This is a genomic window from Bacillus sp. NMCC4 (assembly GCF_002998555.1).
GTDB lineage: Bacteria > Bacillota > Bacilli > Bacillales > Bacillaceae > Bacillus.
In genome coordinates this window covers 212164-232233 of sequence record NZ_PVRA01000004.1, presented here as the reverse complement: position 1 = coordinate 232233, position 20070 = coordinate 212164, and the positions used below count along the sequence as shown (strand labels likewise).

Sequence of the window (20070 nt, the reverse complement as noted above, 5' to 3'; positions counted from 1 at the left end):
CATTTACACATGTCTTGACACATATCATTACACAACACTACAATAAATACAAGAAAAAATTTTCTCATAGGAGATGGATGGATTGGTTTATTTAGATTACGCAGCTTCTACACCTGTTTCAGAGGAAGCACTGCATGTTTTTCAGCAGCTAAGTCAAGATTGCTTCGGGAATGCAAGCAGTCTTCATGATGCAGGTGGAAGAGCAAATGACATACTGACTTACAGCAGACAATCATTCGCTGCCATTCTTGAGGGCGAACCAGACGGCATCTACTTTACAAGCGGCGGAACAGAATCCAATCTTCTGGCGATTCAATCGATCGCAAATGGTCTGCCAGCACACAGGCAGCATGTCATCACAACTTCTGTAGAGCACCCTTCTGTTCATCACGCGGTTAGTAGCTTAGAGCGTCTTGGCGTGAAGGTCACAATCATTGAACCGAATCAAGATGGGATCATCACTCAGGACATTCTCAAAGAAGCATTATTGCCTGAAACAGGACTAGTATCTATTCAGCATGCTAATTCAGAAACAGGGATTATCCAGCCGCTCGCTGAATTAGCACCCCTTTTAAAAGAAAGGCACATTCTTTTTCATACAGATGCCGTGCAAACATTCGGAAAGATTCGTGTGTCCATCAAGGAGCTTGGGGTTGATGCCGTGTCCATCTCTAGCCATAAAGTGTATGCACCTAAAGGAGCTGGTGCTGTCTATATGAGCGCTCATGTTCCTTGGAAGCCTTTATATTCAGGTGCAGTTCAGGAAGGTGGCTTCCGCCTTGGAACAGTGAACGTTCCATGCATCGGTGCTTTTGCTGCTGCGAGTGAACAATTGATGCTTAAGCTGGATGAGCAGCAACGACAGAATGAGCAGCTTCGTGATTATTTTCTTCAGCAGCTGAAAATGAGACAGCTTCCTGTTCGTACACTTCAAAACAATGGCAATCGCCGCATGCTGCCTCATATTATTGGTTGTTTTTTTGAAGGGTTTGAAGGACAATATGTAATGTTAGCATGTAACCGGCATGGGGTTTGTATATCGACTGGAAGCGCATGTGCTTCTGGTTATCACCATCCTTCCCCGGCTGTGAAGGCATTGCACGTATCAGATCGTGATGCTCTTCAATTCATTCGAGTATCATTTGGATCGAAGTCATCAAAAGAGGACATCGATCAGCTTTTGCATACATTTGAACAATTGCAAAAGGAGAAGAAAGGAGCATAAGACGTGGAGCAAGAGAGGAAACTCATTGGCGAAGAGAGAAGAAACGCCATTTTAGAGTGGCTGAAAGAAACAGATTCACCGCTCACCGGAAGCTTTTTGGCTAAAAAGGCGGCTGTCTCTCGACAAGTCATTGTACAAGATATGTCACTATTGAAAGCAAAAAACGAACCCATTATTGCTACAAGTCAAGGCTATGTATATATGGCACCGCAGCATGCGCCAGAAAGAGAAATTGAACAAATCATCGCCTGCAAGCATAATCCTGTTCGTACAGAAGAGGAACTAACCTTGATTGTAGACTTTGGTGTGACGGTGAAAGATGTGATCATAGAGCACCCCGTTTACGGTGAACTAACGGCCTCTATTCGCGTCAGCACTCGCAAGCAAGTAGCTGATTTCGTCCATCACATTTCTAACACGGGCGCCTCCTACTTGTCAGAACTAACAGACGGCGTGCATTTACATACACTCACTTCTTACAGTCAAAAGCAGCTTAACCAAGCCATTCAAGCACTCGATGATGCTGGTTTTTTAATTAAAGACTAAAAAAAGTGTCCTGCAAGGGACACTATTTTTCATTCGTTAGTTCATATGTTTGGTAGCTGCCGAGCAGTTTGACCTCACAGCCAATCGCTTCTAATTCCTGAATCGCGCCAGGGACAAGGACATCATCCATTTCTTTTTCAATATCTATTATAAATAAATAGTGTCCAAGACCCGTTTTTGTCGGACGAGATTCAATTTTTGACAAGTTGAGATTCCGCCAAGAAAAAGCAGATAACACGCGATGCAATGCACCTGATTGGTCATCCTTTGGCAGACTGACGACAATGGTCGTTTTTGGCTTCGATGAGAACCCAGCATTCATTGGGAACGACGCCTTAGGATCTTTATGTAAAATAACAAAGCGTGTATGATTGTGCGGATAATCATGAATGTCTTTTTTTGCAATCGTTAAACCATATGTTTGCGCGGCAATTTCATTGGCAATGGCCCCAGCAGCCTCATCCGGATGCTCACTGATATATTTGGCTGCATAGCCTGTTGATTCTACCGGACGGTGCGGAATATCTGGGTACTGTTTTTTCAGAAATTGATGGCACTGGGCAATCGCGTGCGGATGTGATTGGATCACATCTAATGTCTCCCAGCTTTCCGCTCTTGATGGGTGGACAAGCAAATGCTGCCGAATCGGTGCTGTCATTTCACCAACAATGGACAGCGCTTCCTCATGAATTAAATAATCAATCGTTAAGTTCACAGATCCTTCGAGTGCATTTTCAAGTGGAACGACCGCCAAATCGACTTCACCTTTTGACACAGCATCCATACATTGCGGAATCGTTGCATAGGCACGCTGCACTGCATCTGCTGGAAAGCAAGAGCATACGGCCAAATGAGTAAATGTTGCCTCTGGTCCAAAATAACCTACAGTTAATTGCTTCATCTGCTATGATCTCTCCTTTTACGCCCCAGAACCTAGAATTTCAACTTTTTCGACAAATTCAAGTTTTCTTAATTGATTCATGACTGTATTGATATCATCTGCCATACCAGCCGTGCTAATGGATAGGGTGACATTCGCTCTTCCCTGCAGCGGAATCGTTTGGTGAATGGATAACACATTACAGCCAGAGTCCGCCACAATTTGAAGCAGCCTTGACAGAGCCCCAGACCGATCCTCAAGGTGGAAAAACAATGTGATGATCTGCTCTTTCACCATTGTATAAAATGGAAAAACAGCATCTCTGTATTTATAAAAAGCACTGCGGCTTAAATCCGCTTGTTGAACAGCATCGGCAACTGAATCCGCTTTTTTGCGATCGAGAAGCTTTTTGACTTCAAGCGTTTTTCGCATCGCATCTGGAAGGACATCCTCTCTTACTAAATAGAACGTTTCTTCTTTCACCTGTTTTCTCCCCTTTTAAAAACGGGAGAGCCCATGGACTGGACCCTCCTTTTGATCAATCAATAAATTCAAATTCAAATTCAAGCAGACGAATGATGTCGCCGTCTTTTGCACCACGCTCACGCAAGGCATCATCGACACCCATTCCGCGCAGTTGTCTAGAGAATCGTTTCACGGACTCATCTCTTGAGAAATCTGTCATCTTAAACAGTCGCTCAAGTGCTTTACCCGTTATGACAAACGTACCGTCAGGATCTCTTGTGATCTCAAATGGCGCGTCTCCCTCATCAAACCTGTACATCACCCGGTTATCAGACAGTTCCTCTTCATTATAGAGCGGGAATTCCGGTGTTGTTTCAAGCTGATTGGCGATTTCAAATAAAAGCTCACGAAGCCCTTCTCTTGTGATCGCACTAATTGGGAACACTTTATAGTCATCCGTTAATTTTTCTTTAAATGCCGCTAGATTGTCAGCTGCTTCTGGCATGTCCATTTTGTTCGCTACAATGATTTGTGGACGCTCAGTCAATCTCATATTGTATTGCTCAAGCTCTTCATTAATCGTCACATAATCTTCGTACGGGTCACGCCCTTCAAGTGCTGACATATCAATGACATGGACAATAACCCGTGTCCGCTCAATGTGGCGTAAAAATTGATGACCTAAGCCAACGCCTTCGTGCGCTCCTTCGATCAGTCCTGGCAGATCCGCCATGACGAAGCTTCGGTTATCATCTGTTTCGACAACTCCTAGGTTCGGCACAAGCGTTGTGAAATGATAATCCGCAATTTTCGGTTTCGCAGAAGAGACAATTGAAAGCAGTGTCGACTTCCCGACACTTGGGAAACCAACAAGTCCAACATCTGCAAGTACTTTTAGTTCTAAGATGACGTCACGTTCTTTTCCCGGCTCACCGTTTTCAGAGAGCTGCGGTGCAGGGTTTGCCGGTGTTGCGAAACGTGAATTTCCACGTCCGCCTCGTCCGCCTTTTGCAATGACTGCCCGCTGTCCATGCTCTGTTAAGTCAGCGAGTACTTGTTCCGTCTCTGCATCTGTCACGACCGTACCGGGCGGAACTTTGACAATCATTTCTTCCGCATTTCGGCCATGCTGGTTTTTACTCATTCCATGCTCGCCGCGATCCGCCTTAAAATGGCGCTTATAACGAAAGTCCATCAACGTTCTGAGTCCTTCGTCTACTTCAAATACAACATCTGCACCATTTCCGCCGTCGCCGCCAGCTGGCCCGCCTTTTGGCACATATTTTTCACGACGGAACGCCACCATACCGTTTCCGCCGTCACCGCCTTTAACATACACTTTAACCTGATCTACAAACATAACTTCCTCCGTTTCTCTGCATCACATATCTCGTTCTTGCCTCAAACAAAGCTCAATCATGGACTCATGACTTGTCACATGAAATTGAGCTACACTCATACATGGATAGTTTGCGTCATGAAACGCATTTAACGCATCCAAACTTGTTAATTTTCCTTTGAAATCAAAATATAAGACCACATCATTCTCTTCTTGATCTGTTTGGAACGTGACCGTTAAATGATTTTCAGTTTTTTGGCAAACTGATTGATCGAATATCGAAAACAACTCCTGTGATACCGTTAGCAGCTGCGATTCATATGCTGATAAGTCTCGGGTTTCACCAAGCACTTCATATTCTAGGGTGATAAAATGCGACTCCCAATTAAATGTTAGAAAGTAATAGGCCAATTGGGGAATTTTTAAATTTGAGAGTTTGGATTCATGCTGTGCTTCAATGACCATTTCTTCTATAATTTCAAACACCCGGTCATATTTTTCTAATGTCAAGTTGCCCTTGATCAGCTGCAATTTATTCATCCAATCGTGTCTTGAACGACTGAGCAGATAGATCAATTCATTTGTTAATGCAACGTGAGTTAATTTTTCGTTTTGTTTACTTGGTATCTCTTCCATTATCGCACTCCCAATCGTTTGGTCTCTCTTTTAGGAGTCTTATCATCACTATGTCTCCCTGAATTATAACAGAGAAGACAGCATAGAAAAACACTAGTTATGTGAGGAAAGGTTGTTTTTTCTGATCTATAGGAGAAAATGAGGCAAAGTCAGCAAACGTTCTTTGATATTTATGGAGTGCATCTTCTTTTATCATCTTCGATACTACTTGTAAAAAGTGAAAAAAACTCCAGTCAATGACCGGAGTTTTTAGCAATTATTGTGCCGCAGGATATACGCTCACTTTTTTACGGTCACGACCGAAACGTTCGAATTTAACCGTTCCGTCGATTTTAGCGAAAAGAGTGTCGTCGCCTCCGCGTCCAACGTTTTCACCTGGATAGATTTTCGTTCCACGTTGACGATAAAGGATAGAACCACCAGTTACGAATTGACCATCAGCACGTTTAGCGCCTAAACGTTTAGACTCAGAGTCACGTCCGTTCTTTGTAGAACCTACCCCTTTTTTAGATGCGAAAAATTGAAGATCTAATCTAAGCATGAAGTTCACCTCCTATTTTTTTGTAGATATTCTCACATAATCGTGATAATCTCGTTCGATTGTCTCTAAGGAAACGACCATGCCTTCTAAAAGCAGCTGGGCTTTTTCAAAGGATACTGGATCTGTATCAGCTGGCAATTCAAAAGAGAAATAGCCGCCTTCTTCACCAATATCGAGCAGTGGATCCATTCCTGTCAGTGCAATAATTGAATTGACTGAGCCGAAAACAACAGCAGATACACCTGCACAAACGAGATCCTGACCTTTTTCAGCAAACTCGGCATGTCCAGTCATCTGAAAAGACGTAATGCTTTCATCTGCTGCCGACCGAGTAATGGTTGCTTTGATCATATCACTCACACGCCTTAAGCGTTGATTTTTTCGATAACAACTTTAGTGTAAGGTTGACGATGACCTTGTTTCTTGTGGTTGTTTTTCTTCGGTTTGTACTTGAACACAGTAATTTTCTTACCTCGACCTTGTTTTTCAACTTTAGCCGTTACTGTTGCTCCAGCAACTGAAGGGTTACCCACTTTGACAGTGTCTCCGCCGACAAACAATACGTTTTCAAAAGTTACTGTTTCACCTGCTTCAGCAGCTAGTTTTTCAACATAAACAGTTTGACCTTCTTCAACTTTTACTTGTTTACCACCAGTTTCGATAATTGCGTACATCTCTGCACCTCCTAATAAACTCAGACTCGCCGAATACAGGGGGCCTTAGGCTCTTTACACCTGCTTCGCGCGGTTGTAGCACGGGTGCTACATATCCATAACATTAAAAAATATATCAAATTAGACGCAGAATGTCAACGTATTTTCATCACTAGTACGGCAAAAGGAGCTCTTCCATTGAGGAGGTGGTTCTTCGATCTGAAAAATACGCATGGAGCAGTTCATTTTCGTCAAGTTGGCTCATTTTCACGCCATCTCTTTCAATAATAATCGGATGCTTACAGCCTCTTTGGAATCGCGCCATTACTTCATATACTTTTTCCTCAGCGCTCGCTCTCAGCGGAATAAGCTTTTCTACCTTTTGCTCTTTTTTACCGTAATAGCGTTCTAGTAAAAAGCGGACCCTGACGTAATGCCGCTGCCGGTGTTCCATTACGAGTGAATAGGCTAAAAAAGTGAGCAGCACCCAGCCGTTGAATTGCAGCGGCGCAAACAAAAGCAACCCTGCAGTCAATAGAACGAAAAAGACAAGTGAGCCTTTTATGGCAAGGGTATGTGCACGTTGGAAAGGGTAATATGCTGATAAGAGCAAAAAGAATAATTTCCCGCCATCAAGCGGCCAAATAGGCAAAAGATTCACAAGGAAAATCGCCATATTATAAAAAGTGAACATCGTAAAAATGTCGTGCGAAATAAGAGAAGTTTCCATGAAAAGCCATGCCATAAGCTGGAGCGGTACATGCTGGAGCGGCCCGCATAAAATGACCGCCAGCTCTTCCTTTAGCGGACGGTTCCCATGCTCTTCTACTTCTACCGCTCCGCCAAATGGCAGTAAAAAAATCCGCCGAATGCGCCAATGATAATAGCAAGCAGCCGCTGCATGTCCAAGCTCATGGACAAAGACGATGATGAGCAGACAAAGCAGCGGCTTGATTTGACCAGAGAGAATCGCAAACGCCATCACAATCCACAGCAGCGGATGAATGTGAATTTTCGTCAGCATGACCAGCCATCTATTCAAAGGTCATCACCTGAATAGGATCGATAAACTGTTCATTTTGCTTAATGGCAAAGTAATACGTGCCCTTTCCTTGATCATCAAGTGAGATCTGGCCAATTTTCTCACCCTTATCGACAAAATCGTATAAGGCCACATCGGCTTCCTTTAATTGACCGTACCAGCTATAGCTGTTATCCGCATGCTGCACGACCACTGTAAGCCCTGTGTCACTTTTCTTTTTTACCTCTACCACATAGCCTTCTTTCATACTGTCAATGGCTTCAGCCGATGTTTCGACTTTGACACCTGCTCCATTTTGCGTAAAGGATTCCTGCACTTTTCCAGAAGCAGGTACAGCCAGTTCTTGGTTCGCTTGTACATCTTTTTGGTCTGCCTTTTTGTCGGTTAAAAAGGCAAGGGGGTTTCCAACTGTTTTCTCAAACCAGTGATTGGCAGCAGCAAATTGAAAATCTTGCTCAAAGGTCTGCGTAATGATCGGCTTCAGCTGCTGAAACGGCCCTGCCTGACCTTTAAATGAAATGGCTGCAATCAACACAAGGGACGCAGATAATAAACATTTAAGCACAAAGGCATTGGGGTTAAATAACGGATGCCGATATTTCTTCGGCTGGTGAGACGACGACTCAAAGGAAGACGACCCTGAATGCTTTTCTTCCTCTGTCAGCATGACCCATGGAGGGATATCTTCTTTTTTCTTGAAAGTCGTCTTCTTAGGTGGAGCAGCTGGCTGCTTCGTTTTGCGGCGCTGCGCAATTTTCTTTCGGTACTCGTCCACTCTTTTCATGAGATCACCCTTTACATACAAACAGTTTGTACATTTTATGTGACGACCTCATCTGATATGCAACAAAAAGACCGATTCTCATCGAATCGGTCTCATCTTACTTGAATGCTTATGCTCTTACACCAAAAAATGCTTTCAGCTTCGCAAACATTCCTTTGTTTTCATCTTCAAATGATTGAAGCGGAACAGATTCGCCTAGTACACGGCGGGCGATATTACGATACGCAATCGATACTTTATTTTTAGCATCCATGACAATCGGTTCACCATTGTTTGAAGCCTTAATCACGTCATCATCATCTGCCACAATGCCAAGAAGATCAATCGATAAGTGATGTACAACTTCATCCACATCCATTGAATCGCCACTTTTCGCCATGTGTGTACGAATACGGTTGACAATCAAACGAGGTGGTTCGATATCTTCTTGTTCTAATAAGCCGATGATACGGTCAGCATCTCTCACAGCTGAGATCTCAGGCGTCGTCACGACAATTGCCTTATCTGCACCAGATACAGCATTTTTAAAGCCTTGCTCGATTCCAGCAGGGCAATCAATGACGACATAATCAAAGTCTTGTTTCAATGATTGAATTAATTCTTTGATCTGCTCCGGCTCTACAGCCGTTTTATCGCTTGTTTGAGCAGCGGGTAAAAGATACAAAAGATCCTCGAAACGCTTATCTTTTACAAGCGCTTGGTGAATTTTACATCTTCCTTCTACTACATCGACTAGATCATAAATAATGCGGTTCTCAAGCCCCATCACGACATCTAGATTCCGAAGGCCAATATCGGTATCCACTAGACACACTTTTTTCCCTTGAATTGCTAGTGCTGTGCCTAAGTTTGCAGATGTTGTTGTTTTGCCAACGCCGCCTTTTCCTGAGGTAATCACAATAGCCTCGCCCAATTTCACATTCCTCCCTCAAGCCTTGTCAGATTAGGTCTTATATGAGCCAATTGCTGCAGGCGTTCAATGATCATGTTGCCATCTATATCTAAATAAGCACATTCCATTTCGTTTCCATCTTCTTTTTGATCTGGTGCACGGTTAAACACTTGTGCGATGCGAAGCTGAGTTGGAATCATACGAGATGCCGCAATGACAGCTTGTTTATTCCCATTACATCCAGCATGTGCTACGCCTTTTAATGCGCCGAGCACAAAAATATTTCCCCCTGCACGAATCGTTCCGCCAGGATTGACATCTCCTATTAATAAGAGATCTCCTTCGACATACAGCACCTGTCCAGAGCGCACAATTTTGGCTACAGAGGTAATTTCGGCCTCTGCTTTTAATCGTCTCGCCTCTTCAGTTGACATGACGTCACTTTCAATGGAGTGAATGACGAGATGTTCATTTTCAGAGACCGCTTCAGTCAAACGCATTTCCTGATCCTCTGTTAAATACCGAAAACCAAGCTTAATATGCACATTAACCTTATGCCCTTCTCTACCATCTGTATATTGCTCAAGTAAAAGAACCTCTCGCAAGCCAGAAAGAAGGTCATCAAACGAACAGTCATCATTTAACTGTAATGTTAATCCGTTTTTTGTACCTTTTATCGTCACATATTGCTGTTTTTGAGTTTTCAAGATGCTCACCTCAACAACATACTCATTTCGCCGTAATTGGACAAACTCCTGCTTTTATTCGTCGATCAGTCCTTGTTTCATATTGATGAAAAAGAGCCTAAGCGGCACAACAAGTATGAGAGACGCAGCAGTATTTAAAAGAATCGTTGGAATAAAGCGTTCGATGACATACGTATTAAACGGCATAATCCCTGGTTGAATTGTCGCTTGAACGCCGTATACATAAAACTCCATCACGGAAACAGCAATAATCGACAGAAAGACGACCACTAGCATATTCGTTTGCAGAACTTTAAAGGCTTTCGCTAGCAAATAGCAGAGCGCTCCAAAGCCAAACATATGAACACCAAGTATGCCTGTATACGAAATATCATATAAAAGTCCAAAGATAAAACCGAAAATCACACCATATTTTTGATTCACAAAAGCAGTCATAAATACAAGTGCGAGTAAGATGAAATGAGGAGCTAAAATTTGATTGTCTGAAACAAATGGGAGCTTCACTAGATCGACAAAAATACTGTCAAATACGAAGATAAACAACATGACGAAAGCAAGAAGGACACGTCTCACGAGCCTTCCTCCTTCGTCAATTCAGATGCATCTGCCGTACTTGAGCTGCGATTCACCACAATCACGCGGTCTAAATTGTTGAGTTCAGCCGCTGGTTCTACATAAATGATTTTTGTCAGGCCGTAATGATCTGGCTCGATTTCACTCACCTTACCAATCGTCAAGCCTTGCGGGAATACGCCCCCTGCTCCAGATGTTTCAACAAGATCTCCTTTTTTGACATCTCCATCTGCATCAGATTTCAGAATATTCATTGTCAGCATTTTTTTCTTACTGTCATAACCGTTAATAATTCCGTTGAGTTCTTCTTTGCCCTTTTTCGCAAAAATTTTCGTTGAAATTCTATTATTTTGGTCCGTAGAGCTTAGCAACCTTACAGTTGAAGTAAAATTGTTGAGCTTATCACTTTCAATTTTCCCAATTAACGCACCACTCTCATTTGTGACCGCCATATCTTTGTCAACGCCTTGTTTTTTCCCTTTATCAATCATCACAAAGCTATCCCAAAGGGACGGGTTTCTCGCGATAACCGTTGATAGAATTGGCGTATAATCACGAATAGAGTTCACATATCCGAGCTGCTTGCGAAGCTTTTTGTTCTCATCTTCTAGCTCTTGAAGTTTCGCCTCATATTGAGTTTGTCCATCAAGTTTTTTTCGAAGACGCTCGTTTTCATCATATGTGTTCTTTAAATCTTGTACGTTCCCATAAATACCGGCAATAAATTGTGATGGTTTATGAAAGACACCTTGAAAAAAGCCTGTCGTATCCCCCACTAATTTTTCCGGCCATGAAGCACCTCTGCCGCTTTTCACTGAAAAACCAATCATGGCCACCAGTACGATGACACAGACAAGGAGCAACATTAATCTTTTATTCATAAAAAACTGCGGCATGTCTTACACCTCTTTATTTACGCCCGATTATCGATTATCTTTAGATTTTCCTTTGAACAAATGAATGTGCTCTAGTGCTTTTCCTGTACCGATTGCCACACAGTCAAGCGGGTCTTCAGCAATAATGACTGGCATCTTCGTTTCATCACTAATGACTTTGTCAAGATTACGCAGCAATGCACCGCCGCCTGTTAAAACGATTCCGCGGTCCATAATATCTGCTGCCAGCTCAGGCGGGGTTTTTTCAAGTGTCATTTTCACCGCATCGACAATTGTTTCCACCGTATCGCGAAGCGCTTTTGCAATCTCATCTGCCGTAATAGAGATCGTTTTTGGCAGACCTGTTAAAAGGTCACGGCCGCGAATATCCATCTCATCATGTACATCAGGCTGTGCAGAACCGATTTCCATTTTAATGGCTTCTGACGTACGGTCACCGATCATCAGGTTATACGTTTTACGGATGTAGCTGCTGATCGCATCATCCATTTCATCTCCTGCCACGCGGATAGACTGTGAGGTCACAATGCCGCCAAGAGAAATAATAGCTACCTCTGTTGTACCGCCGCCAATGTCTACAACCATACTTCCTGTTGGCTCCCATACAGGCAGGTTAGCACCGATCGCCGCAGCAAATGGCTCTTCAATCGGGTATGCGTCACGTGCACCAGCTTGTCTTGTTGCATCAATGACTGCACGCTCTTCTACAGCTGTAATACCAGATGGTACACATACCATCACGTAAGGTTTACGAGCAAAAAGCCCTTTGCCTTTTAATGCTTGATTAATGTAATATTTCATCATTGTTGCTGTCGTCTCGTAATCTGCAATGACTCCGTCTTTCATCGGGCGTAGTGCCACAACATTACCAGGTGTACGGCCAATCATGTTTCTAGCGTCATTTCCGACCGCCACTATAGACTTCGTATCAGTTTCCAAAGCTACGACCGAAGGTTCTCTTACAACAATGCCTTTTCCTTTAATAAAAACAAGCGTATTCGCTGTTCCAAGATCTATTCCAAGGTCTTTTGTACCAATTCCAAACATATGTATGTATCTTCCTTTCTTAAACCAAAATTCCCTTTAGGGAAAAACTCATAAACTCTATTATATCGTAAAACATTGAAAAAAAAAGTGTTACAAATACCCTTTTTCCTTCAAACTCACAAATTTTTGATCACCTATGACAAGATGATCAAGCAGCTGTATTCCAATCAGCTTTCCACATTCAAAAAGTCGCTGTGTAACTTCAATATCTTCCCTGCTGGGCGTCGGATCTCCAGATGGATGGTTGTGCACACATATAAATGAAGCCGCCGAACGTTTAAAGGCCTCTTTGAAAATTTCACGCGGGTGAACGATCGATGAATTCAGGCTTCCAATAAACACGGTATGTTTATGAAGAACTTGATTTTTGGTATTGAGATAAAGACAAACGAAATTTTCCTGTGTCAAAAATCTCATATCTTCCATCACAAAGTTCGCTCCGTCTTCTGGTGTGCGGATCACATAGCGGTTATCCGTCGTTTGATGGTGTAATCTAGTGCCGAGTTCTAAAGCAGCTAAAAGAGAAATCGCCTTCGCCTTTCCAACTCCTCGGATCTTCGACATTTCTTCAATTGAGGCTTCTTTTACAGAGCGAAGACCGCCAAATGTTTGCAGAAGTCTTGCGGAAATTTGGAGAACTGATTCTTTTTTTGTGCCTGTTCTTAGAAGGATCGCAACAAGTTCATGATTTGACAAACTGCTGGGCCCGTATTTGATAAATCGTTCTCTCGGTTTTTCATCATGAGGGAAATGCTTTAGCAGCATAGGGAAATCGTTCAGGATGACCACTCCTTTTAGAATTCCTTCCTGTCTTCAAAAAGGGGTGATTCCAAAGGTTTCAAGCACTCTGACTGTTTTCGCAATAGGTAGACCTACAACGGAAAAATAATCACCATCTATTTTTTGAACAAACAGTGCGCCTTTCCCTTGAATGCCATAGCTTCCCGCTTTATCAAGGGGCTCGCCCGTATTGATATAGCGGTCTATTTCATTTTGAGTCAGCGTCCAAAATGTCACTTCTGTCTGTTCATAAAATGTTTCTTTTCTATTCTCTGACTGAACCGTGACACCCGTCAAGACTTGATGTGTCTTTCCTGATAATAATTGAAGCATGAAAGCCGCTTCTTTCTTATCTTTTGGTTTCCCAAGACATTTGCCGTCAATTGCAACAATTGTATCTGCACCAATGATCACAGCTTTAGGATTTAATCTTTGAATATCATTTGCTTTTTGTTCTGCCAACCATTGGACGTTCTCAGCAGGAGAAAGGTTTCGATTTATTTCTTCTTTTAAATGACTTGCTTGAATGTCATAAGAAAACCCTGCTAGATCAAGCAATTCTTTTCTTCTAGGTGATTGAGATGCGAGAATCAATTGGTTCATGTTTGTTCATCCTTTCAGGGTTTAGCCTAAGAAGTAAGATACCCATTCATCCTAGCAAATGTACATCTTACCGACAATCTACGAAAATTCATTTTTCATGTACCTTCATCATTATGTTGGATGTAAAAGAAAAAAACTAGTCATTTTTTGACTAGTTTCGTTTCTAAAAAAATGATTTTACGTATTTAATTGATCAAGCAGTGCCTGCTGAGATTTCCAGCCGTTTTCAGCAGTTGGGTCATTTAATAGCTGCACAGCTTTTAGCAAACTGCTTTTAGCCGATGCGTCCGCTGTTTTGGCACTTTCAAGCTCAGAAACCAGCTGCGTGACTTCCTTTTGATCCACTTCATCGCCGGCAATCACTTTAGAGGATAATACAGATGCCTTTTCTATTAAACTAGTCAGCTCATCCGGTACTTGAAATGAGAGCTCCTTTCCTCCCCACGCCTCAAAGTGCTGATCGATCAGCTTCTTCCCTACAGCGCTTGTCATTCCCTGCTCTGTCGCAAGCCCAGCAATGACATAATATCCATCATCCATTGAGACCTTTTTCCCTGCATACCCTGCATCTTTTAAACTGCCAACTAAGTCATCTGCTCCTTTTTCAGAAGAAAATTTCCCAGCCTGTACAACAAAGGTTGATAAACTGCCAGAGGCACTTTTTTCATCGTTGTTCTCTTTTGAGTCATCCGTAGTACCTGCTTTCGGCGCATCCCCGCCGGCTTTCATCGATGATTGATTTCCAGATCCAGATGCCGAGACACTGATATCTCCTCCTGATGGACTTGGTGTACCATCTTGACTTAAACTAAGCGCAAACACCCCAAGGCCTGTCCCAAGAACCACCGCAAACACAATCGTTGTCATCACTCTCTTGAAGGGGCCGCGGTTTTTACCAAACTTCTGATCAAAGGAGCCTTTTTTCTTTTGATAAGGCGTGACGACCTTTGGATCAGAATGATAAATATGATCAGCTGCATCATCCCACTGGAAATCTTCTTCTTTCGGTTTAGACGAATCTTCCTGAGAAGCCGCTGTCTCCTGTTCCGACTGCCTCTTTTCCTCCCAATTCGAAAACGTCACTTGATCTTCCTGCTTTTTTGGCGGCTGATGATCATCTTCATGCAGCATTTCTTCCTTGCCATTAATATTGACCTTGAGCCCTTGTTTTTTTGCCTGCCTCTTTTTCACTGTCATTCCCCGCTTTCTGACATGTTTGTAAGAAAGACCTTTCTGTCCAATGAATCAGCGCGAATTTAACCCGTCCTTCTTTCTGTTTCACACTTTAACATAGCAGTAAAAAAAAAGAACAAGACTTTTGTCGGCAGGGCAAAAAAGTGTTCGCCAATTTTTTCACCCCTTCGACTAGCCAAATAGAAACAAGACAGGAGCACCAAAGAGATACAGCCAAAAAGAAAAAGCGATCGCAGGAACAAAGGGGAATGGCTCGTCTAATTGAAAGGAAAAGACCTTCGCATAGACCATTCCAGCGATACATGAGAGAAAAAGCATGAGAAGGAACGGCTTGAATCCAAAGCAAAACGCAAGCAAACTGAACAGCTTCATATCAGCTCCGCCCATGCTATTTGGCTTAAAATAATCTAGACTAGAAAACAAAAGAATGCAAAAAATCAGAGAAGCCGCTCCTTCCCACCAAATAAGGAGCGGTTCCAGCGTGCGGTATATGACGAAAAGAGGGAAAAAGAAGAGAAACAGCTCGTTCGGCACCCTCATATAGAGAAGATCACTCACGACAGCAATCACGAATAAACTACAAAGAATCACAAGGAAAAGACCTTCAAACGAAAAACCAGCGATCCTATAAACGAACAAAAAAAGACCGCCTGTCAGCAGCTCAACCGTTGGATATAGCCAAGACAACCGAGTGCCGCAATGTTTACAGGCCCCCCTCAAGAAAGCATACGAAACTATCGGGATCATCTCGTATAGAGAAAGCGGCTGTTTACAGGCTATGCAGTGAGAGCGAGGGAAGAGAATAGACCGCTTCACTGGCAGCCTTTCGCCAACGAGATGAAAGAACGATCCCATCGTGATGCCTGCAAGAAACAGAAAAATCTCAATCATATATGGTGCTCCTTCCGGGAATAAGATAGACCGGATTTTACCATGACCCTATCCACTAAAGCATCTAGTGAAAATATGATTTTCCCCCTTTTCTACATATAAAAAGAAAAAGACGCAGGAGGCATCAAAGCCATTTGCGTCTTTTCGTTACCCGATCATACGATTTCGTATATCTGAAATAAAATAAAGAGAACCTGTCACAAGGATCACCGCTAAAGGATCATCACTCTTTTTCTGAATCCATTCAAGCACTGCACGAGGGTCATCATCATATGATTTTGCCTCTAACTGACTGCACGCATAAAGTTTTTCAGCTGATTCCGCTCTTGGAAAGTCAAACGAAACAAAATGAATAGATGAACTAACAGCTTCAAGCTTTTGAATCATTTGCTTGTACGGCTTATCCTTTAAAGCACTAAAACAAACATGCACTTGTTTACCAGAAAAATGAGCTTGTATCGTTTCAATTAAACGGTCGATTCCCTCTTCATTATGAGCGCCGTCTAAATAAACTGCTGGATGGTCTTTGACTTTTTCAAATCTTCCAGCCCAAACTGCATTCCGAATACCTTCATATACCTGTTCTTCTGTCACACTGATATAGCCTTCTTGCTCCAGCCATTCAATGAGTAGAACGGCAAGAGAAGCATTTTGCCGTTGATGCGTTCCAATTAATCCTGTTTCAAGCTGCGGATACTGCCTTTTTGATGTGTGTAACGTAAACCGTTCGCCTGTTTCTGTTGGCTGCTGCTCACCGAAGGTACAAGTATGCTGTAATGAGATGCATTCCGCATTCTTTTCTTTTGCGATGTTTTGAATGACCCCAAGTGCTTCCGGTTGATGAACTGCGGTGATCATCGGAATATTCTCTTTGATAATGCCCGCTTTTTCAGATGCAATTTGTTCAAGTGTGTCACCTAAAATCGCCATATGATCATGACCAATCGACGTAATCGCTGTTAAGATCGGTACGGCAACATTTGTTGAATCAAGTCTTCCGCCAAGCCCTGTCTCTAATAGGACAAAGTCTACTTGGTGCACATCGGCAAAATAAGCAAATGCACATGCGGTAATGATTTCAAATTCTGTTGCTGCGCCAAGCTCTGTTTGATCTAATTCATCAACAAAAGGCTTGATCTTATTCACCAAACTCAGCCATTCTTCATCCTGTATAGGCGCTCCGTTCACGCTGATTCGTTCATTGAACGTTAAAATAAACGGGGAGGTGAAGGTTCCGACCGAATAGCCTGCAGCCTGTAAAACGGAACGAGTAAACGCAATGGTTGAACCTTTTCCATTTGTCCCTGCAACATGCACCGCTTTTATGCGTTGTTCCGGATGGCCTAGTCTGTTCATCAGCCACTTCATTCTTTCAAGACCCGGTTTTACACCAAAGGCCAGTCTACTGTGAATCCACTCAATGGCTTCATGATAGGTTGTAAACAATGTCATCTCTCATTTCATACGAAATTTTCAAAAAAGACGACTCCATTTTGTTAGGAGCCGTCTTTTCAACTTTATGCTTTCAGCTCTTCAATCCGCTTTTGAACAGCTTCGCGTTTTGCGACATAATCACGTTCTTTCGCACGCTCTTCTTCTACGACACTTTCAGGCGCTTTTTTCATAAAGCCTTCGTTGCCAAGCTTTTTCTGGACGCGTTCTACTTCTTTTGTCAGCTTATCAAACTCTTTTTGCAGACGAGCAATTTCCTCATCTAAGTTAATTAAGCCTTCAAGCGGCAGAATGAGCTCTGCTCCAGAAATAACAGCCGTCATCGCTTTATCACTAGCTGGGACATCTGTGCCAATTTCAAGAACACTTGGGTTCGTGAAGCGCTCAATATATGAACGATTCTTCTCTAAACGTTCTTGTACATCAGATGTGGATGCTTTGATGTAAAGTTCGACTTGTTTGCTCATTGGTGTGTTTACTTCACTGCGAATGTTACGAACAGAGCGAATGAGTTCAACAAGCAGTTTCATGTCAGCAGAAGCTTGATCATTTGAAAGCTCCGGCTTCACCTCAGGCCAAGCTGCTACAGTAATGGACTCACCTTCATGCGGAAGATGCTGCCAGATTTCTTCTGTTAAGAACGGCATAAACGGATGAAGAAGTCTCATCGTTTGATCTAATACGTACGCAAGGATCGAACGAGTCGTTTTTTTCGCTGCTTCATCTTCACCATAAAGTGGAAGCTTCGCCATCTCAATGTACCAATCACAGAAATCATCCCAAATGAAGTTGTATAAATGTCTGCCCACTTCACCGAATTCATACTTGTCAGCTAGCTGTGTGACACTTTCAATCGTTTCATTTAAGCGGGTTAAAATCCATTGGTCAGCGACTGATTTTTCTCCAGTCAAATCAAGTTCATCATACGTTAAGCCATCCATGTTCATTAAAGCAAAACGCGATGCGTTCCAAATTTTGTTCGCAAAGTTCCAAGTGGATTCAACCTTTTCAAAGCTAAAGCGAAGATCCTGACCTGGTGAGCTTCCAGTCGCTAAGAAATATCTTAATGAATCTGCACCGTATTGATCAATGACCTCCATTGGATCAATTCCGTTGCCGAGCGACTTACTCATTTTACGTCCTTGTTCGTCGCGGATCAGTCCATGAATCAGAACGTCTTTGAACGGTTTTTCTCCTGTGAATTCAAGACCCTGGAAGATCATGCGAGAGACCCAGAAGAAAATGATGTCATAGCCTGTAACAAGCAGGTTTGTTGGATAGTAGCGCTTGAAGTCTTCACTGTCTGCATCTGGCCAGCCCATTGTAGAGAAAGGCCAAAGCGCTGAACTAAACCATGTATCAAGCACATCGTTATCCTGTTCCCAGTTCTCCAGATCTTCTGGCGCTTCCAGTCCAACATATACTTCTTTCGTTTCTTTATGATACCAAGCCGGAATGCGGTGTCCCCACCATAGCTGACGAGAAATACACCAGTCACGGATATTTTCCATCCAGTGTAAATACGTCTTTTCAAAGCGGTCTGGAACAAATTGAACTTGGTCGTCCCCATTTTGAAGGTTGATGGCTTCGTCTGCCAGCGGCTGCATTTTTACAAACCATTGAGTAGATAAATAAGGCTCAACGACAGCTCCGCTTCGCTCACTATGACCAACTGAATGCATGTGGTCCTCAATTTTGAACAAAATACCCTCTTCTTGTAAATCTTTTACAAGCTGTTTACGGCATTCGAAGCGGTCCATTCCTTTGTATTGCAATGCATTTGCATTCATTGTGCCATCTTCATTCATGACAAGAATACGCTCTAGCTCATGGCGGTTTCCAAGCTCAAAGTCATTCGGGTCATGGGCAGGTGTAATTTTCACAGCTCCTGAACCAAACTCCATATCGACATAGTCATCACCAACGATTGGAATCTCTCGGCCTGTAATTGGTAAGACCACTGTTTTTCCAATCAAATGCTGATAGCGTTCGTCATCAGGGTGCACGGCAACGGCTGTATCCCCAAGCATGGTTTCAGGTCTTGTCGTCGCAATTTCAATTGAACCCGTGCCATCTGAAAGCGGGTATCTCAAGTGATAAAACGCACCTTGAACATCTTTATAAATGACTTCAATATCAGAAAGTGCCGTTTTCGTCGCTGGATCCCAGTTAATGATGTACTCTCCGCGATAGATAAGTCCTTTTTCATACAATTGGACAAACACTTGGCGTACCGCTTTATTCAGACCTTCATCTAATGTAAAACGTTCACGTGAATAATCAAGACCAAGTCCCATTTTCGCCCACTGGCTGCGAATAAAGTCCGCATATTCTTCTTTCCATTTCCACGTTTCTTCCACAAATTTCTCCCGGCCAAGGTCATAACGGCTCACGCCTTCTTCGCGAAGCTTTGCCTCTACCTTTGCTTGGGTCGCAATACCGGCATGGTCCATTCCTGGAAGCCATAGAACATCATAGCCCTGCATCCGTTTCATACGTGTTACGATGTCTTGAAGTGTAGAATCCCATGCATGCCCAAGGTGCAGTTTTCCTGTCACGTTTGGTGGAGGAATGACGACTGTATATGGATCTTTCGTTTTGTCATTTTGTGCTTCGAAGAATTTCCCTTCAAGCCAGTACGTATAGCGGTCTTTTTCAATCGCATTTGGATCGTACTTTGTTGGCATTTCTTGATTATTTGTTCCCATTTGTGTAACCTCCACATTTTTTCGGCTGATGAAACATAAAAAAAGCCTTTCCATCCTTATAAAAGGACGAAAAAGCTTTTTCGCGGTACCACCTTTTTTCATGGAACACATAGACGTGTCCCATACACTCTAAAGGATAACGGGGTTCTCCCGAATTTCTCTACTTGTTCATTCAAGAAATTAAGCTCACAGGCGACCTTCCAAACAAGTACATCC

22 protein-coding genes and 2 other annotated features (1 of these 24 only partly in view) are annotated in these 20070 nt (G+C 42.9%); of the genes, 2 read left to right on the top strand and 20 right to left on the bottom strand.

From position 1 onward, the window contains the following. The first annotated feature begins 82 nt into the window (after positions 1 to 82). Positions 83 to 1225, top strand: coding sequence for an IscS subfamily cysteine desulfurase (locus tag C6Y02_RS10885; RefSeq protein ID WP_189318258.1), 1143 nt, complete (start codon positions 83 to 85; stop codon positions 1223 to 1225). A gap of 3 nt (positions 1226 to 1228) precedes the next feature. Then, on the top strand, positions 1229 to 1771 hold the full coding sequence (locus tag C6Y02_RS19315; RefSeq protein WP_034661619.1) for a transcription repressor NadR: 543 nt from the start codon (positions 1229 to 1231) through the stop codon (positions 1769 to 1771). 22 nt (positions 1772 to 1793) lie between these two features. Here C6Y02_RS19315 and pheA read toward each other — a convergent pair whose 3' ends face one another. The 20 genes from pheA to C6Y02_RS10785 all read right to left on the bottom strand — a co-directional run bounded on the left by pheA (position 1794) and on the right by C6Y02_RS10785 (position 19854). After that, on the bottom strand, positions 1794 to 2672 hold the full coding sequence (gene pheA, locus C6Y02_RS10880) for a prephenate dehydratase (protein ID WP_034661622.1): 879 nt from the start codon (positions 2670 to 2672) through the stop codon (positions 1794 to 1796). 18 nt (positions 2673 to 2690) lie between these two features. Further along, on the bottom strand, positions 2691 to 3134 hold the full coding sequence (locus tag C6Y02_RS10875) for an ACT domain-containing protein (protein ID WP_003216269.1): 444 nt from the start codon (positions 3132 to 3134) through the stop codon (positions 2691 to 2693). A 55-nt stretch (positions 3135 to 3189) separates the two neighbouring features. Continuing rightward, the gene (gene obgE / locus C6Y02_RS10870) at positions 3190 to 4476 is read right to left on the bottom strand and encodes a GTPase ObgE (RefSeq protein ID WP_034661626.1); all 1287 of its coding nucleotides are present in this window, start codon (positions 4474 to 4476) and stop codon (positions 3190 to 3192) included. A gap of 21 nt (positions 4477 to 4497) precedes the next feature. Continuing rightward, entirely contained in the window at positions 4498 to 5091 is a 594-nt protein-coding gene (locus C6Y02_RS10865) for a sporulation initiation phosphotransferase B (RefSeq protein WP_034661629.1), read from the bottom strand. A 256-nt stretch (positions 5092 to 5347) separates the two neighbouring features. Further along, positions 5348 to 5632 (bottom strand): 50S ribosomal protein L27, encoded by a 285-nt coding sequence (gene rpmA / locus C6Y02_RS10860; RefSeq protein ID WP_003216586.1) that lies wholly within the window; start codon positions 5630 to 5632, stop codon positions 5348 to 5350. A gap of 12 nt (positions 5633 to 5644) precedes the next feature. Then, positions 5645 to 5983, bottom strand: coding sequence for a ribosomal-processing cysteine protease Prp (locus C6Y02_RS10855; protein ID WP_034661634.1), 339 nt, complete (start codon positions 5981 to 5983; stop codon positions 5645 to 5647). A gap of 14 nt (positions 5984 to 5997) precedes the next feature. After that, positions 5998 to 6306, bottom strand: coding sequence for a 50S ribosomal protein L21 (rplU, locus tag C6Y02_RS10850; RefSeq protein ID WP_003216781.1), 309 nt, complete (start codon positions 6304 to 6306; stop codon positions 5998 to 6000). A gap of 12 nt (positions 6307 to 6318) precedes the next feature. Then, positions 6319 to 6391 (bottom strand) — a sequence feature (ribosomal protein L21 leader region). Positions 6392 to 6457: 66 nt separating this feature from the next. Continuing rightward, positions 6458 to 7327 carry a M50 family metallopeptidase gene (locus tag C6Y02_RS10845; RefSeq protein WP_060596886.1) on the bottom strand — a complete coding sequence of 290 codons (870 nt, stop codon included), beginning with the start codon at positions 7325 to 7327 and terminating at the stop codon, positions 6458 to 6460. Then, positions 7320 to 8111 (bottom strand): M23 family metallopeptidase, encoded by a 792-nt coding sequence (locus C6Y02_RS10840; protein ID WP_034661641.1) that lies wholly within the window; start codon positions 8109 to 8111, stop codon positions 7320 to 7322. Before C6Y02_RS10840 ends, C6Y02_RS10845 begins: the two co-directional genes overlap by 8 nt. A 109-nt stretch (positions 8112 to 8220) precedes the next feature. Next, a complete protein-coding gene (gene minD / locus C6Y02_RS10835; protein ID WP_003216504.1) occupies positions 8221 to 9024 on the bottom strand; it encodes a septum site-determining protein MinD in 804 nt (267 codons plus the stop codon). Positions 9025 to 9026: 2 nt separating this feature from the next. Next, positions 9027 to 9710, bottom strand: coding sequence for a septum site-determining protein MinC (gene minC / locus C6Y02_RS10830; protein WP_034661644.1), 684 nt, complete (start codon positions 9708 to 9710; stop codon positions 9027 to 9029). A 54-nt stretch (positions 9711 to 9764) separates the two neighbouring features. Next, on the bottom strand, positions 9765 to 10283 hold the full coding sequence (mreD, locus tag C6Y02_RS10825; RefSeq protein WP_034661648.1) for a rod shape-determining protein MreD: 519 nt from the start codon (positions 10281 to 10283) through the stop codon (positions 9765 to 9767). Then, positions 10280 to 11179, bottom strand: a complete 900-nt coding sequence (gene mreC, locus C6Y02_RS10820) for a rod shape-determining protein MreC (RefSeq protein ID WP_003216396.1) — start codon at positions 11177 to 11179, stop codon at positions 10280 to 10282. The genes mreD and mreC overlap by 4 nt, the downstream gene beginning before the upstream one ends. A 27-nt stretch (positions 11180 to 11206) precedes the next feature. After that, on the bottom strand, positions 11207 to 12226 hold the full coding sequence (locus C6Y02_RS10815; RefSeq protein WP_012010766.1) for a rod shape-determining protein: 1020 nt from the start codon (positions 12224 to 12226) through the stop codon (positions 11207 to 11209). 90 nt (positions 12227 to 12316) lie between these two features. Continuing rightward, complete coding sequence (gene radC / locus C6Y02_RS10810; protein WP_034662037.1) at positions 12317 to 12991, bottom strand: RadC family protein; 675 nt, start codon at positions 12989 to 12991, stop codon at positions 12317 to 12319. Positions 12992 to 13039: 48 nt separating this feature from the next. Beyond that, the gene (locus C6Y02_RS10805) at positions 13040 to 13609 is read right to left on the bottom strand and encodes a Maf family protein (RefSeq protein WP_034661651.1); all 570 of its coding nucleotides are present in this window, start codon (positions 13607 to 13609) and stop codon (positions 13040 to 13042) included. Between the two features lie 177 nt (positions 13610 to 13786). After that, entirely contained in the window at positions 13787 to 14806 is a 1020-nt protein-coding gene (locus C6Y02_RS10800; protein WP_060596888.1) for an SPOR domain-containing protein, read from the bottom strand. Between the two features lie 168 nt (positions 14807 to 14974). Continuing rightward, positions 14975 to 15694 carry a prepilin peptidase gene (locus tag C6Y02_RS10795; RefSeq protein ID WP_106031234.1) on the bottom strand — a complete coding sequence of 240 codons (720 nt, stop codon included), beginning with the start codon at positions 15692 to 15694 and terminating at the stop codon, positions 14975 to 14977. Positions 15695 to 15841: 147 nt separating this feature from the next. Continuing rightward, complete coding sequence (locus C6Y02_RS10790; RefSeq protein ID WP_317615144.1) at positions 15842 to 17140, bottom strand: bifunctional folylpolyglutamate synthase/dihydrofolate synthase; 1299 nt, start codon at positions 17138 to 17140, stop codon at positions 15842 to 15844. Between the two features lie 71 nt (positions 17141 to 17211). Next, entirely contained in the window at positions 17212 to 19854 is a 2643-nt protein-coding gene (locus C6Y02_RS10785) for a valine--tRNA ligase (RefSeq protein WP_066030591.1), read from the bottom strand. Positions 19855 to 19913: 59 nt separating this feature from the next. Further along, positions 19914 to 20070: a binding site (T-box leader), on the bottom strand; it runs 73 nt beyond the window's last position.